The sequence below is a fragment of the Kribbella deserti genome, assembly GCF_042434725.1.
GTDB lineage: Bacteria > Actinomycetota > Actinomycetes > Propionibacteriales > Kribbellaceae > Kribbella > Kribbella deserti.
Window position 1 is genome coordinate 38,514 of record NZ_JBHLTC010000005.1, and the last position, 15,082, is coordinate 53,595.

Below are 15,082 nucleotides of genomic sequence, written 5' to 3' on the forward strand. Positions count from 1 at the left end.
GCTCGCGGCTCAGTCCGGTGCGCAGACGTAGAGTTGGAGCGCCGCATCTGCCGGGAATGGCGCACGGGACCAGTCGCCGAAGCGTTCGACAACCCGAAGACCGCCAAGCGTGAGCAGCAGCGGCAACTCCTTGGGAAAGATGCTCCTGATCTCGAGCGGCGTGACTCTGAAGTCGAGCTCGGAATCGGTCGAGAAGTACCACCTGCCGCGAGTCACCTGCGCGGCCGCGTCGTAGGTCTCCGCGACATCGACATGGACTACGCCACGATCGGGATCCACGAACGACAATGCGTCGCGCCTGCGTCGAACGCCGTCAGCCTGGGCAAGCATGCGCACGCTCGGGTTGAACACGTCGAAGATGAGCCGCGCTCCGGGCGCCAGATGCTTTCGCACCGACTGGAAGCAGTCCACCAAGTCCTCAGCTTCATGCAGATGGAGCAGCGAATTGGCGGCGATGAACACGAGATCGAACGTTCTTCCCAGGTCGAACTCGCGCATGTCGCCCTGCACCCATTGCACCTCCACGCCGCGCTCGTCTGCCTTGCGCTGAGCCTCGGCAAGCATGTCCGGCGAGAGCTCAAGGCCCACGCACGGATGCCCGTCGGATGCGATCGGGATTAGCTTGTTTCCGGTGCCACTCCCGAGTTCCAAGACCGACCCGCCTTGCCGATCGGCCTCGGTCCGATAGAAGTCGACGGCCTGTTCGCCTCCGGGGAACAACCGGTCGTACAACCTCGCGTCCGAGTAGAACTGCTCGCTCATGAGACGCACACTCCTTGCCGGATCTTGGGCAGCCTGCCGCTTCGGCCAACAAACACCTGGGCCATTGAAACAAAGTGTCCGACGACGCAACCGTCGTGCGCCGGAAGACGTAGACAGCAGTGGTCTAACGCAGTTTCTGTACGGCGCTCGGCCCCGTCGGCGAGGATGGCCGTCCGTCTCGCCAGGTGCTCGGAGGAAAACGTGTCCCGTCTCCGGAAGCTCGTCGCCGCGCTCGTCCCCACGCTGCTGCTCACCTCCGCCGTCCTACCTGGTTCCGAGGCGGCACCGATCGCGGCGCCGGGAGCGGTCGCGGCGACGGCAGCGACCGGCTTTTGGACCGAGTCGGCGTACACGAGTGTCTTCCAGGACTCGCGTCCGTCCGCCGACGCCGGTTCGTCGATCCGTCTCGACACCGCCCGCAACGAGTACGAAGGCGCGCAGATCGTCGTACGCCGCAATGACGCCTTCACCGTCAACGGCGTGACGTTCACCGACCTGACGAGCGGCGTGAGCTCGATCCCGGCGGCGAACCTCGAGTACAAGTTCGTCGACCACGTCCAGCTCACGGCGAACTCGAACTTCTTCGGTCCGATCACCCCGGTCCTCCGCGCTGCACCGGCGAAATTCCCGGACGTGCTCTCGAACGATCCGACTCGCGCAGTACCCGCCCGGACGACCCAGCCGATCTGGGTGCGCGTCTACGTGCCGGGAACCGTCCCAGGCGGGCTCTACCGCGGTACGGCGACAGTGCGCACCACCTCGGGCGACCTAGCGGTACCGGTCGAGGTCGACGTACGCGCGGTCACTCTCCCCGAGGCGGCCAACGGCGCGTTCACGACCGTCCTGTGGAACCACTTCGGCGGTGAGATCAACGCCGACCAGGAGGAGCCGGACTTCATCAAGCGCGCGTACGGCTTCGACAAGTACAGCGCCGAGTGGTGGCAGCTGCTCGACAACGTGACACAGGAGCGGAAGAAGCACCGGACCAACGCGTTGACTGTCGGCATGCTCCGCCTACTGATGGACGCGGGCAGTAAGAAGCTGGCAGACGGCAGCTACACGTTTGTGTGGAGCAGGTTCGACCAGGTCGTAGAACGCATTCTGGCCGGCGGTGGAATCAGTAGGATCGAGGGGTTCTACTGGGGTGGAGGTCCCGGCTACAACAACCCGGAACTCGGGTGGCACGTCAGTACGTTCGACGCCAACAGCAAGCACCTGTGGGTCCCGTGGAACTCTGCTGCCGCCAACAGCTGGTTCTCCCAGTTCATCCCGGCGCTGAAGGCTCATCTGGACAGTAAGGGCTGGTCCGGGAAGTTCTTCATGCACGTCGGTGACGAGGTGCACGGTGATCACGGCGAGACCGCCTGGCGTGGGATCGCGGCGAAGATCCGCAGCCACTGGCCGGACGTGAAACTCGGTGACGCGATGGTCCACGACCCGTGGGTCAGCCGCCTCGCGCCGTACACGGACGTGATGATCCCGCAGCTGCGCACCTACAGCGACAACCCGGCCGCCTGGGACACCGAACGCGCCAAGGGCAAAGAGCTCTGGCTCTACACCGCCAACGCGCCGACGATCAACTACCTGAACCGTGCGATCGACCAGCCGCAATGGGCACAACGCCAGCTCGCCTGGTTCGCGTACTCCCGGCGGGCGTCCGGCTATCTGCACTGGGCGTTCAACCAGTGGGAGTTCGTCCTCAACCGCGAAGATCTACCGGCCGGCACCACGTGCTGCGCGCAGGACCTCAAGGGCGACGGCTGGATCGTGCAGAAGGACGTCGAACGCAAGACGGTCAAGTCCACCGTCCGGTACGAGGCGCTGCGAGACGGTGTCGAGGACTTCGAGGTGCTGACGCTGCTCGGCAAGACCAATCCCGAACAAGCGCGCGAGCTGGCCGGCAGCATGGTCCCGCTCGGTGACAAGTACTCCCCCGACAGCGGTTTCATGCAGCGGGTACGACGTATCGCCCTCGACCTCGCCGCTGGCCGGACGGTCGCCGACATCGCGCGGACCGCGACCGCCTCGGCGCCCAGCGGAAACGCGTCGGCCGCGATCGACGGCGACACGGCGACCGTCTGGCAGCCGTCGGGCAGCACCGCGCTGACCGTCGACCTCGGCCACCAGGCGCAGCTCGACGTACTCCGGCTGCGGTGGTCGACCGCGGCGGCGGCCACGTTCGAGATCTCGTACGACGGTTCGCGCTGGACGCCCGTGCCCATCCGTGCGCAGGCGACCGCGCTCAACGTCAAGGCGCGATACGTCCGCCTCACCACCGCCGGAAGTCTCGCAAGCCTGGAACTCAACGGCGCCCGCTTGGCCGCGACCAACCTCGCGGGAGGCAAGACGTTCTCCGCGCGATCGCAGCAACCGGACGGCCGTTGGCCGGACGCGAGCCAGATCGAATCGACCGACGGCCTACTCGCGGACGAGTGGAGCGACGCCCGCTCACACGGCTACACCGCTCCGGCCGGCACGAGTCGCGCTATCCAGCTGACGCTCGACCTCGGCGCGGTGAAGGTGACGGACAACGTCCGCATCCACGCCTACGAGGAGTACCTCGCCTACCGGCCGGATTCCGTCAGCATCTCGACGAGCGTCGACGGCACGCGGTTCGTCCAGCGGGGCGCACGCGTGACGCCGAACGGCACCGCCGGTCTCTGGTACGACGCACGGTTCGGAGCGGCGCCGGCGCGATACGTCAAGGTCACCTTGACCAAGGCGTTCACGGCCGACGCAAGCGCGGTCTTCGTCGACGAGGTGGAGGTGTACGAGGCGTCAGCGCCCGCGCAGAACCTTGCGCTCGGCAGGACCTACAGCCAGTCCGGCGGGATCGACCCGGCCTACCCCGACGGACGAGGCGAGTCGACCGACGGAGTGGTCGCAGGCGGCTACACGGACGGCCACGGCTACGGGTACAAGCTGCCGGCAGGGCAGGCGCCGGTGTCCGTAGACGTCAGCGTCGACCTCGGCACCCCGCGGCCGGTCTCACGGGTACGTACGGCCGCCTTCGATGACGGTGTCCACGACTACGCGCCAGACCGGGTGCAAGTGCTAGTAGGCGGCGCTGTCCTGGCAGAGGCGCATTGGCCGACAGGTGGTTGGCATGAGTTGTCCTTCCCCACGTTGACGACGAAGGACGTCACTCTTCGCTTTACCAAGTGGAACGCGCACTTCGCGGACTACTTGTTCCTGGACGAGATCGAGGTCTACGGGCCGGGAACGCGTGCGGAGATCAAGTACGCGCCGTCGGCAGGACTAGATCCGTCGTACGGCGATAGCGGGTCGGAGTCGACGGACGGCATCCTTGCTGGCCATTACACGGACACCTTGTCGTACGGCTGGCAGTACTCGTCGGCGCCGCCGCAGCCGCGTACGGCGACAGTCGACGTCGATCTCGGTACAAGTCGTACTGTCGACCATGTCGCGCTCCGCGAGTACTTCGACGGCGTACACAACTACAAGCCGGATTCGGTCGCAGTGCTGACCAGTGCAGACGGTGTGGACTACACGCAGCGCAGCCTCGTCACGGCTCCCACGTCGCGCTGGTTCGACCTGGCCTTCCCAGCGGTGAATGCGCGCCACATCCGCCTACGGCTGACGAAGACCTGGGCGGACTTCGGCGACTACGTCTTCCTCGACGAGATCACCGTGCACACAAGCTAGGCCAGGCGATCGACGATGATGGAGCGACACGACCGGTTCCAGTACGTAGGAACCGGTCGACCCCGTAGGCCTCGTTGACAGGTTCCACCGCCTCATAGGTGCCGGAGGCAAGCTGATCGATGCTAACTCGCGAGCCGGGTCCCGGCGCGGACCGCTGGAGTACTTGCTCAACGCCGCTACCCGCCTGCGAATTACATCCGCTAAAGCCGGAGTAACTCCGGTGTCGCGACGCGATGGGCTGCGACCCGCTGGCAAGCCGGCCGACGACTGGCACGTCACGGTCGGAGCAGGCCATCCTCCGCCATCTCAGCATCGAACTCTCCAAGGAGCGCGCCGGCATGGCGAAAGCGAACCGTCGACCGACGGCGTTCTCGAGCAGTTCTTTGCTGTCCTGAGGTAGCGGCCATCCTTTGACCGCTGCCTGATTCACGATGGAGTCATGACGACGACGAGGCGGTTTCCCGGTGGCAAGGCGGCAGTGACTCCGTATGTGGTGGTGAAAGGCGCGGCCCGGTTTCTGGAGTTCGTCGAGGAGACGTTCGAGGTGCAGCGCTCCTTCGGCGTACCGAACGAGGACGGCACGCTCGGGCATGCCGAGATCACCATCGACGGCTCGGTGCTGATGACGTTCGATGCACGGCCGGACTGGCCGGACACTCCAGCCTTCCTCAGTGTTTTCGTCGCGGATGTGGACGCGGTACTCGCCCGGGCGCTGGCCGCCGGAGCGACGCTGCTCACTCCGATGATGGAATCGCGGATCAGTGGCGACAGGGGTTGCCGGATCACGGACCCGCTCGGCAACATCTGGTGGCCGCAGACGCCGCTGCACGAAGTCGACCCGGCTGAACTCGAGGACGTGTTCAGCGACCCGGACGAGCTCGCCAAGATGAAGGTCGCGGTCGACACCCTGGTCGACGAAATGCACCGCCGAGCCGATCTGTTGCGGAGCTAGCCATGGTGAGCCAATCCGAAGAGATCCACGACAGCCCTGTCGATTGGGTGCACAAGCACCTTCAGCAATTCCTGGCCACCGACGGGAAACAAGGTCGCAGCTCCGCCCGGAGGCTCCTGCTGACGACCCGCGGCCGGCGGAGCGGAGCATTGCGGCGCACGGTCCTGAACTACTGGACCGACGGACCACGGTTCCTCGTGGTGGGCTCCAACGGCGGCTCAGCCCGGCACCCGGCCTGGTACCTGAACCTGTGCGCCGAGCCGGAAGTGACCGTCCAGGTCGGAGCCGAGGTTTTCCAGGCCAGAGCAACCACTGTGACGGCCGACGAGAAAGCCCGGTATTGGCCGCAGTTCGTTGCGACTATGCCGTCGTACGCCGACTTCCAGCGCAAGACCAGCCGAGACATCCCGGTAGCGCTGCTCATACGCAACTGATTCGTTCTCCCCCTACCGCGTCGCATACGCCACCGGCACCTCGTACCTGACCTACTACCGCTTCGGGGAACATCCGAACGCCGTCGAGCTAGCTCTTGACCACGCAGTGTCCAAGTGATTTAGTCACTTTATGTCTAGCGCGAGGATCGATGCGGCTCCCAGCCTGTCCGACCGGTTGACCGAGGCCATTTTGGCGATCATCCGGGACGAAGGGCTGTCGACGGGTGATGCGATCCCGTCCGCGCGGGAGTTGGCCAAGCGGTTCGAGATCACCACGCCGACGATTCGCGAGGCGTTGCGCAAACTCGAGGCCACGGGCGCGGTCGAGTTCCGGCACGGGTCGGGCACGTACGTCGGGCCAACGATCAACAACGCTGTACTCGCCAATCCGCATCGACCGCCGATCACGCGGAATTCCGTGCTGCAGTTGATCGACGCGCGCCTGATGATCGAGCCCGGCATCGCCGCCTCGGCAGCGCAGCAACGCCCTAACCTCGAGCGGCTCGAGGAGGCGGTGACGAATGCGCTCACGCCTCCCGGCGGCCCCAAGTTCGCGCTGAACTTCCACGTCGAGTTGGCCGCGGCCACCGGCAACGACCTGGTCCGCGAGTTGATCGAGTCGATGCTGTCGGTCCGGGTTCGCGAGCAGCAGCAGATCCGGCAGCTGTACGACAACCGCCAGCGCGACCACGAAGAGCACTACGCGATCGTCGAGGCCATTCGCGCGGGTGACGCCGCAACCGCCCAGGACCTGACGCGCACGCATTTGCAGCACATCCGCCAGGCCGTCGAGACGGCCGGAGAGCTCGCATGACCCGGTTGGCGCGACTCACCACGGACGAGGCGGCGGATGCGGTCACCGCATCGCCGCTCGCGATCATCCCGGTCGGCGCGCTGGAGCAGCACGGCGGCGGGATGGCGTTGTCCACCGACACGGTTCGGGCCGATGGCGTGGCGGATCTGGTGGCCACACTGCTCGACGGCAAGGCCGTGGTCGCGCCGGCCATCCCGTACGGCGTCTCGCCGCATCACCTGGCCTTTGCCGGGACTCTCACGCTCTCGCCGACGACCTTCCGGACGGTCGTTCGCGAGTTGGTCGACAGTCTGTACCGGCATGGCTGGCGCCACGTTCTGGTGATCACCGGTCATGGCGGCAACAACGCGGCGCTGTCCGTGCTGGCGCAGGAACTGCTGACCGAGCTTCCCGACCTGCGATTCGCCTGGACGCCCATCACAGAGATCGTGCCCGACGTGATCGCCGGCATGGCCGTCAGCGAGATCCACGGCCATGCCGGGGAGGCCGAGACCGCGCAGATGCTGCACCTCGCACCCGAGCTGGTGTACGCCGAACGACTCGAGCCCGGCGTCACCGGCCGGGATGACCTCAACTCCGCCGGCCGGTTGGCGCGCACCAAGCGTGGACCGAGGCTGGCGATCGGCTTCGAGCAGTACCACGAGCGCGGCGTACTGGGAGATCCCCGGACCGCGACCGCAGCCAATGGCCGGCTACTGATCGAGACGGCCGCTCAACGCATCGCCGACTTCTCTGCCGAACTACTAAACACCTGAAGATCGCTGGCTGACTGGGGAAGCCGCCCGTATCACCCGCCCGCTGGAACGTCTGGTGCGTTCCAGGCGCGAGCCTGCCCTTGGAGACCCCCGTGAGAAAACTGATCCTGCTGGCGACAGCGCTGGCCGTAGCCATCGCGATCCCCACGACGTCCAGTGCCGCCGAGGCGAAACCCCTGCCCAGTAAGGGCTGTGGAACCACTCCACCGGCCAGTGCCGACCAGTCGATCGTAAGCGGCGGCCTGACCCGCACCTACCGGCTGCACCTTCCGGAGGGCTACCAGCCCGGCAAGCCGTACCCGTTGATCCTGGTGTTCCACGGGCGCGGTAAGACTGGAGCCTTCACCGAGCAGTTCTCGGACATGTCGAAGCTCAACGCGGTAGTGGCATACCCCAACGGCGTACTCGACGCGGAGAACAAGCAGGCCTGGCAGGGGGCGCCGTACTCGGTCAAGGTTGTCGACGACGTGAAGTTCACCGCCGACCTGCTCGACCAGCTTGAGGCAACGACGTGTGTGGACCGCTCCGCCGTTTACGCGACCGGTAAGTCGAACGGCGCCGCCTTCACAGGCATCCTGGCGTGCACGATGGCCGACCGCTTCGCGGCCATCGCGCCCGTCGCAGGCGCCTTCTATCGCCTCAGCCCGCAGCGGTGTACGCCGAGCCGTCCCGTCCCAATGCTGGAGATCCACGGCACCGGCGACAACACCATCCCGTACGACGGCGACGGTTCCCGCGATCTCCCGGCGATCGAGACCTGGGTGCGCGATTGGGCCGTCCGGAACAACTGCCAGCTCATCCCCCGCGTCACCCTGCTCGGGAACGATGTGACCACGATGACGTACGACGCTTGCCGGTCGCGGGCCGAGGTGGTGCACGTCGCGGTGACCGAAGGCGGTCACACCTGGCCTGGTTCCGACGCGAGCTCGGGGCCCGGTTACGTCACCCAGACCTTCGAGGCGCATGAGCTGATCGGGCGCTTCTTCAACAAGCACAGGATGACCCGATGAGCACAACCGTCGACACTCACGAGGTGCCGCGCCTGGTTCGGGCGATGGCCGGAATCGAACGGGTCGGCAATGCGTTGCCCCATCCGTTCTGGCTATTCTGGATCTTGTCCGCCGTCCTGGCGTTGGTGAGCGCAATCCTCTCGTGGCTTGACGTTTCGGCCATCTCGCCGGCGGACGGCAAGACCATCGAGGTGCAGAATCTGCTGTCCGGCGAGGGCCTGCAGATGGCGGTCTCGACGGCCGTTTCGAACTTCGCCGAGTTCCCGCCGATGGCCACGATCGTGGTCGTCATCATGGGTGTGGCGATCGCGGAGCGGACCGGCTTCCTCGAGGCGCTGATGCGCGTCAGCGTTTCCCGAGTGCCGGCGTCGATGGTTGTGTTCGCGGTGGCGTTCGCGGGCACCATGGCCCACGTCGCCTCCGCCGCGGCGTACATCATCTTGGTGCCGCTGGGCGGACTGGCCTTCCGGGCGGTCGGGCGGTCACCGATCCTCGGCGTGGTGGTCGCCTATACCGCGATCGCCTCCGGGTATGACGCGAGCCCGATCCCGACCCCGAACGACGCGATCTTCGCCGGGATCACCACCGCCGCGGCGCGCACGGTCGACCCGGACGCGTACGTCTCGCCGTTGTCGAACTGGTACTTCAACATCGCCTCGTCGATCGTGCTTTCGCTGATCATCACCGTGGTCGTTCGACTGGTGCTGAGCAAGCGCACGGACCTTGAGCCGGACGCCGACTCGGAACCGGACGACCTGGACGCGCTGAAGCTTTCCGTTGCCGAGCGCAAGGGTCTGCGGCTGGCCGGCCTGGCCTTCGGGCTCGCGATCGTTGCCCTGGTGGCGATGATTGCTCCGGGCAACTCCCCGTTGCGTGGCGAGAACGGCAGTATCGTCGAATCACCCTTCCTGGACGGGATCGCGATGGTGGTGGCCGTGCTGTTCGGTCTGGTCGGCATCGTGTACGGCGTGACCGTTTCGAAGATCACCAAGGCAGGCGACGTACCGGCGTTGATGGCCGAGGGCATCAGGCAGATGGCGCCGGTACTGGTGCTGTTCTTCGCGATCGCCCAGTTCCTTGCCTACTTCAACTGGTCGAACCTCGGCGATCTGTTGTCCGCCAACTCGGCACGCGTGCTGGGCGATCTCGGAGCGCCGACGGTGGTGATCTTCCTCGGCATTCTGGTGTTGCTGACGTTGATCAACGTTCTCGTCACCAGCGGCTCGGCGATGTGGTCGCTGACCGCGCCGATCCTGGTGCCGATGATGATGCTGCTGGCGGTCCCGGCCGAGACCACGCAGGCGCTGTTCCGGATCGCCGACTCGGGCTCGACCGCGATCACCCCGATGAGCCCGTACTTTCTGATGGCCCTCGGCTTCCTCCAGCGCTACCGCAAGAACGCGGGCATCGGCACTCTCGCCTCCTACACTGTGCCACTGGCCATCTCGATGACCCTGGTCTGGACAGCCCTCTTCCTGGCCTGGTGGATCCTCGGCATCCCCCTAGGCCCTGGCGCCCCCGTCCGCTGACCCTTCGACGCTGGCGTCCGGAGAACTATCTCAGCACGACGGGTGAAGCCGTCCGATCCTGTGAGGATGGGACGTCGGACTCTGGAGTCAGCCCCCTGTCGATGGAAGGCTCGCGGGTGAAGGTGCTGCAACGAGTCGCACGCGACGCGCCAGTTGTGGTGGTGGGACGCGATCGGACTCATTGCCGCACAGGGCAACCTTGCTCTGGCCGGGCGTACCGGTCGCCCGGTGATCGCGGTGCCGACCGGATGGCAGCCGATCACCGCCGAGCACTGCATCGCGGTCGGGATCGACGGCACCGCTCTGTCGCTGGAATCGGTCGAGTTCGCCTTCCGGACCGCGGCCGACCGCAAGTGCGACCTGATCGTCGTACATTCACACCGGATGCATAGTGGCCACGTTGGGCCAGGAAAGCGAGCGTGTCGACCTCATCGTGATCGGCGCCCACGCCGGCCCGCTGCCCATCGGCGACCCGGTCGCCCGCCGAGCCATTGCGAAAGCGGCCTGCCCGGTCGCGGTCGCCGCACACCACGTCACACCAGCCGAACGCGACCAGCGACGCCGTGAGATTCACGTCCGCCCAGGCATCGCCGCAGGTAGTAGTCCGGGCTGATGTCGGTGTCGACGGTCAGCCTCGTTGACAAGCTGCGCGATCCCGCGTGTTACGGGTCGTGACGGGTGAGGTCAGTTTCGGCCCGTTCGGCGTTCGCCTTGATCGCGGCAGCCAGCCATTCAGCCGCGCCAGGACGAGTATTGTCCTCGAGAGGTTCGCGATAGCGCGGATCCAGGAGGTACAGGTCGCTCTTACTGACTTGGAACTCGTGGCTCATGTCGTAGTACCAGCGGCAGACATGCTGGCGCTGAGCCTCGGCTACGTCCATAGCGGCTGCCTCGTGCGGAGCAGTGCCCGCATCGATCAGCTCCCGGATTCGGGCCTCGATACCCGCATACTCCTGCTTGATCCGCTGCCAGTCCGACTTCCCATAGCGTGCAACCCGACGCGCCGTCTGAGCGTAGGCGCTGGTGCCGCCCCAGCGTTGCTCGACCTCTCCCAAGTACTCGGCCTCACCCGCGGCGAATTCGCCCCACACCTGGCGCTTTTCGCCTGCCGACATCGGTGATTGGATCTTCCGTTTTGCCATCCCTGCACGGTAGACGCTGACGTAAGGCCAGCTTCAAGTACTGCATGGTCACGAAGCGCCACAGGGCTCGGCCTAGCGCAGCAACGCCCATATTTCACTGTGGATTGAAGGGATCGTCATGTTGTGCTGACGTGGCTAGTTTCACCGCATGAGACCTCGAAAGGCGATTCTGCCGCTTGTGCTAGCGCTCGGCTTCGCTCCCCCACTGGCCGCCCGTGCCGTTCCTCCACCAACTGCCCAGCATGTCTCCTTGGCCGCCCCTTTCTCGGTTGCCACGGCAGACTCGATGGATTTGTCGTATCCCAAGGCCGACATGCCTTGTGCCTGTACGGCGGATCCTCGACCTCGTGCGCGGTGAGCGCGAAGACACCCAGGTCGTCGTACTGGCGGACACTGCGGTGTCGGGACTTCGCGCGCGCGTGAGCGCGATTACCGGGCCCGGCGGGGCGCCAGCCGATCCGGCCGCTGTCAGCGCTTCGATCGCACCGCTGGGCTTCCTCAAAGTGACGCCGACGTCGCAGTACCGAGGCGCGCACACATACGCGGGCTGGATTCCCGACCCGATTCGCGAAGATCTCCAGCAGGTCGACGTGCCGGCCGGGTCACGGCAGCCGTTCTGGCTGGAGGTCGTTGCCGGCCGAGACGCTCCTCCCGGCCGCTACCGGATCACGGTTGAACTGAATGACTCCGCCGGCTCCAAGGTCGAACAGCAGGTCGAGGCGAAGGTCTGGCCAGTGACGATCAGCGAGCGTAACGAGCTGGCGACGACTTTGACCACTCACCCAGATCAGGCGGCCCAATCGGTCTACGGGATGACCGACCACGCCCAAGTGCGTGCACACGTGCGGAAGACGTACGACTTCCTGGCCGAATATCGCATCGAGCCGGACAACATCTACGCCAGTCGAATCGTCTACAACACCAAGACACGAACCGGACCAGACCCGGACGACCTCAAGTACCTCGAATCCAAGGGCCGGCTCAACCGGTTCTCGGCCTACTATCTCCGTCCCGATCTGCCGGCCGGACTCGACCTCGGCAATGAAGCGACCTGGCCGGCTGCGATCAGCGCACGGATGACCGAGCTGTCCGCGAACATGCAGGTCTACACCGCCGAAGGTCTCGCCGCAAAGGCCTACGTGTACGGGTTCGACGAGCTGAACTCGGTCCAGGGCCGGAAGTTCGTGCGGCAGATGTTCGATCGGGTGAAGCAGACCTACCCACAGCTGCCCATCATGACAACCTTGTTCGACCCGTCGATGGGTAAAGACACCGGGCTCACTTCCGTGGACTGGTGGGCACCGGAGCTGTTCAGGTACCCACGGGCAGGGAAGCAATATGCACAGGCGCAAGGTGACAAGGTCTTCTGGTATCCGGCGATCGCCAGTGGAGCGCCGTATCCCAACTGGTTCAACGGCTATCCACCCATCGATGCCCGCATGCTGATGGGCGTGATGACGCACGCGGAAGGCGTCGATGGCGTCCTGTATTACAACATCGATCGCTGGTTCGCACCGGACGGACAACACGGGCCGATCACTGATGGCATCTACAGCAACTGGAACCCGGCCACCTTCCGAGGAACGGCAGGTGACGGGTCGCTCTACTACCCTGGCGCGACCGGCCCGCTGGGCTCGCAGCGACTGGCGAACGTCCGCGACGGTCTCGAGGACTACAACCTGCTGCAGGAGCTCCAACGCCGTGGTGCGACCACAGGCGTGAACCCAGCCCTGAAGGTGCAGGCCGAACGACTGCTCGCCGCAGTACACCTTCGCGACGCGGCTGCGAAACACTCCAAATCCTCGGAGGCACTTCGTCACCATCGAGCCCAGATCCTCGACCTGATCACCAAGCTCGACGGGACCGCCTCACTTGCCGCCGATGTACTGAGGGTCCTGCCGATCGGTTCGTCGACCATGGACGGCAACACCGCAGAGCCGAACTCTGGTCCGGCCTCGAACGCGGGTGCCCGACCCGACCTGTGGCAGTGGCTGGTTCAGGACGGTCGCCGTCCGGAGCAGGTTGACTTCGTCGGACCGTCCTATGACGCCGACCAGATCATCGGCGATCGCGAGCACGCCGGCATCAATGGAGACCTCGCCGTGTTCCGGGCGAATGTCGACCAGTGGATGACCACATATCAGCCGGACGCGCTCCTGATCCACGCCGGGGCGCGAGAAGTCCTGTCCGAAACGTACGACCTGAGCCGGCTTGCGGCCGATCTCAATGCGCTGCTGGATCAGGCATGGGCGAAGAACCCGGACGCGTGGATCTACCTGGCCACGGTCGGCCCGATCACCCAGGACGGCGCCGATGACGTGGCCCGAACCACCCGGGCCAACGACGCCATCGCAGAGGTCGTTCGTACCCGGCTAGAGGCCGGTCGGCAGATCAGGCTGCTCGATAACCGGCCTCGGATCAACAGCACGAGCGATGCCAACGGGGACAAGGTCCATCTCAGCGCAAGCGGCTACAGCAGGGCAGCTGCGGGCTGGTTCGGCGGAATGACCGACACACGGCCGAAGCGCCTTGAGGCGGAACTTGGCACCTTGGGCGGTTTGGCGAAGGCGCTGCCTACCTACTACGCCTCGAACAAAGGCAAAGCCGGCCATCTGGATGACGCGACCAGCTACGTCGAGCTCACCTACAACGCTGCCCACGCCGGGACCCACAGGCTGATGTTCAGTGGCGCGACCGGTATGCAGCAACCCGCAGCACACCACCTCGCCGTGAACGGGACCCGGGCCGCGACCGTCACCTACGCGCCGTACGCCTGGGAGAAGTGGGTGCTGCGAGCCGTCGATGTCCACCTCAGGGCAGGGCGCAACACCTTCCGCATCACTCGGGCCGGCAGCTTCGCGGAACTGGACTACATCGACGTCGTACCAGCCAGCGGCAACCGTCATGCACCTGCCCCCGGCTACCTCACCCGGGACGCCCTGGACCGGCTCGCGTTCGTCAGCCGCAACACCGCGGGCGGTTTGACGTTCGGACGTCAGGGGTCGCCGGGCGCGGCGTGGCGCTACAACGGCGTACCGGCAGGCGCCGCCGCGGCCGCCGGAACGCCATCGGTGACCTTGGACAGCGCCGGGCGAACGCACTACTTCGCCCGCACCGGCGACGGCAATATCCTCCACGGCTGGGAAGAGACGATCGGAACCCTCGATTGGCGCTCAGAAGTGATCACGTTGGCCGCATCGGCCGTCGGTGATCCCGCGGCGACCATGGACACCGACGGTCACCTCGTGTACGTCACACGCACAGGCAACGGACTATTGCTAGGCCGCGACGGCACAGCCACGCCGATTCTCGACTCGACCGGCGCAGTCGTGGCGACCGCAGGCGATCCCGCGCTCACCTTGGACCGCGACGGCGCACTGACCTTCGGCGCGCGGACGGCGGACGGCAAGCTGATCATCGGCCGTCAGACGCACCCCGGTTCGGCGACCTTCAGCACCACCATCGTCGGCACTCAGACGACGTCGCCTCTGCAGGGACGTCCGGCGATCGGTCTGGACGCGAACGGATGGACGGTCTTCATCGCGCGCAGGGCAGACGGGAAGCTGCAACACGGTTGGGGCCTCGGTGCTGATGCAGCCAGATGGACCTCGATAACACTTGAGCCGAAAACCGATACGGGCCCAATCGAGACCGTTGCCGCCAGCGGCGATCCCACCCTGGCCCAGGACAACGCGGGCCGGGTGGCCTACGCCGTTCGTACGTCGGACGGCCGCATCCTGCACGGCTGGCAGCACGCGCCCGCCAGCGGTCCTTGGCACGCCACGGTGCTTCCAAGCCTTTCCGGCGGCAGGATCGACGGCGAGCCACACCTCGTGCTCGATCACCTCCGCAGACTGACCTACGTCGTCCGCAGCGGCAGCAGACTCGTCTACGGTTCGCAGAACACGTCCAGCCTGGCCTGGAGCACCTCGTTCATCGGCGAGGGCATCGCGGGCTGACTTTGTCGCGTCACCGTTCGAGGCAGGACGGTGACGCGGCAACCGTGTCCAATGCCGCC

Annotated in this window: 11 protein-coding genes; 9 read left to right on the top strand and 2 right to left on the bottom strand. The window is 65.9% G+C overall.

What is annotated here, in order from left to right:
• Positions 1 to 9 precede the first annotated feature (9 nt).
• Complete coding sequence (locus ACFFGN_RS04335) at positions 10 to 762, bottom strand: class I SAM-dependent DNA methyltransferase (RefSeq protein WP_380043975.1); 753 nt, start codon at positions 760 to 762, stop codon at positions 10 to 12.
• A gap of 201 nt (positions 763 to 963) precedes the next feature.
• Here ACFFGN_RS04335 and ACFFGN_RS04340 point away from each other — a divergent pair, with 201 nt between their 5' ends.
• The 8 genes from ACFFGN_RS04340 to ACFFGN_RS04375 all read left to right on the top strand — a co-directional run bounded on the left by ACFFGN_RS04340 (position 964) and on the right by ACFFGN_RS04375 (position 10,535).
• Positions 964 to 4,428, top strand: coding sequence for a glycoside hydrolase domain-containing protein (locus ACFFGN_RS04340; RefSeq protein WP_380043976.1), 3,465 nt, complete (start codon positions 964 to 966; stop codon positions 4,426 to 4,428).
• Positions 4,429 to 4,867: 439 nt separating this feature from the next.
• Positions 4,868 to 5,380 (top strand): VOC family protein, encoded by a 513-nt coding sequence (locus ACFFGN_RS04345; protein ID WP_380043977.1) that lies wholly within the window; start codon positions 4,868 to 4,870, stop codon positions 5,378 to 5,380.
• A 2-nt stretch (positions 5,381 to 5,382) separates the two neighbouring features.
• Positions 5,383 to 5,814 carry a nitroreductase family deazaflavin-dependent oxidoreductase gene (locus ACFFGN_RS04350; protein WP_380043978.1) on the top strand — a complete coding sequence of 144 codons (432 nt, stop codon included), beginning with the start codon at positions 5,383 to 5,385 and terminating at the stop codon, positions 5,812 to 5,814.
• 130 nt (positions 5,815 to 5,944) lie between these two features.
• On the top strand, positions 5,945 to 6,628 hold the full coding sequence (locus ACFFGN_RS04355; protein WP_380043979.1) for a FadR/GntR family transcriptional regulator: 684 nt from the start codon (positions 5,945 to 5,947) through the stop codon (positions 6,626 to 6,628).
• Positions 6,625 to 7,383 (top strand): creatininase family protein, encoded by a 759-nt coding sequence (locus ACFFGN_RS04360; protein ID WP_380043980.1) that lies wholly within the window; start codon positions 6,625 to 6,627, stop codon positions 7,381 to 7,383. Before ACFFGN_RS04355 ends, ACFFGN_RS04360 begins: the two co-directional genes overlap by 4 nt.
• 92 nt (positions 7,384 to 7,475) lie before the next feature.
• Positions 7,476 to 8,393 carry a CE1 family esterase gene (locus ACFFGN_RS04365; protein WP_380043981.1) on the top strand — a complete coding sequence of 306 codons (918 nt, stop codon included), beginning with the start codon at positions 7,476 to 7,478 and terminating at the stop codon, positions 8,391 to 8,393.
• Entirely contained in the window at positions 8,390 to 9,922 is a 1,533-nt protein-coding gene (locus tag ACFFGN_RS04370) for an AbgT family transporter (RefSeq protein ID WP_380043982.1), read from the top strand. The genes ACFFGN_RS04365 and ACFFGN_RS04370 overlap by 4 nt, the downstream gene beginning before the upstream one ends.
• 400 nt (positions 9,923 to 10,322) lie before the next feature.
• A complete protein-coding gene (locus ACFFGN_RS04375) occupies positions 10,323 to 10,535 on the top strand; it encodes a hypothetical protein (RefSeq protein WP_380043983.1) in 213 nt (70 codons plus the stop codon).
• Positions 10,536 to 10,584: 49 nt separating this feature from the next.
• On the opposite strand, the gene ACFFGN_RS04380 is transcribed toward ACFFGN_RS04375, so the two are convergent.
• A complete protein-coding gene (locus ACFFGN_RS04380; RefSeq protein ID WP_380043984.1) occupies positions 10,585 to 11,064 on the bottom strand; it encodes a TipAS antibiotic-recognition domain-containing protein in 480 nt (159 codons plus the stop codon).
• A 347-nt stretch (positions 11,065 to 11,411) separates the two neighbouring features.
• Here ACFFGN_RS04380 and ACFFGN_RS04385 point away from each other — a divergent pair, with 347 nt between their 5' ends.
• Positions 11,412 to 15,023 carry a DUF8189 domain-containing protein gene (locus ACFFGN_RS04385; protein WP_380043985.1) on the top strand — a complete coding sequence of 1,204 codons (3,612 nt, stop codon included), beginning with the start codon at positions 11,412 to 11,414 and terminating at the stop codon, positions 15,021 to 15,023.
• Positions 15,024 to 15,082 lie beyond the last annotated feature (59 nt).

Coding starts and splice junctions, on each gene's coding strand:
- ACFFGN_RS04335 (WP_380043975.1), bottom strand. CDS start 762: ATGAGCGAGCAGTTCTACTCGGACGCGAGGTTGTACGACCGGTTGTTC.
- ACFFGN_RS04345 (WP_380043977.1), top strand. CDS start 4,868: ATGACGACGACGAGGCGGTTTCCCGGTGGCAAGGCGGCAGTGACTCCG.
- ACFFGN_RS04350 (WP_380043978.1), top strand. CDS start 5,383: ATGGTGAGCCAATCCGAAGAGATCCACGACAGCCCTGTCGATTGGGTG.
- ACFFGN_RS04355 (WP_380043979.1), top strand. CDS start 5,945: ATGTCTAGCGCGAGGATCGATGCGGCTCCCAGCCTGTCCGACCGGTTG.
- ACFFGN_RS04360 (WP_380043980.1), top strand. CDS start 6,625: ATGACCCGGTTGGCGCGACTCACCACGGACGAGGCGGCGGATGCGGTC.
- ACFFGN_RS04370 (WP_380043982.1), top strand. CDS start 8,390: ATGAGCACAACCGTCGACACTCACGAGGTGCCGCGCCTGGTTCGGGCG.
- ACFFGN_RS04380 (WP_380043984.1), bottom strand. CDS start 11,064: ATGGCAAAACGGAAGATCCAATCACCGATGTCGGCAGGCGAAAAGCGC.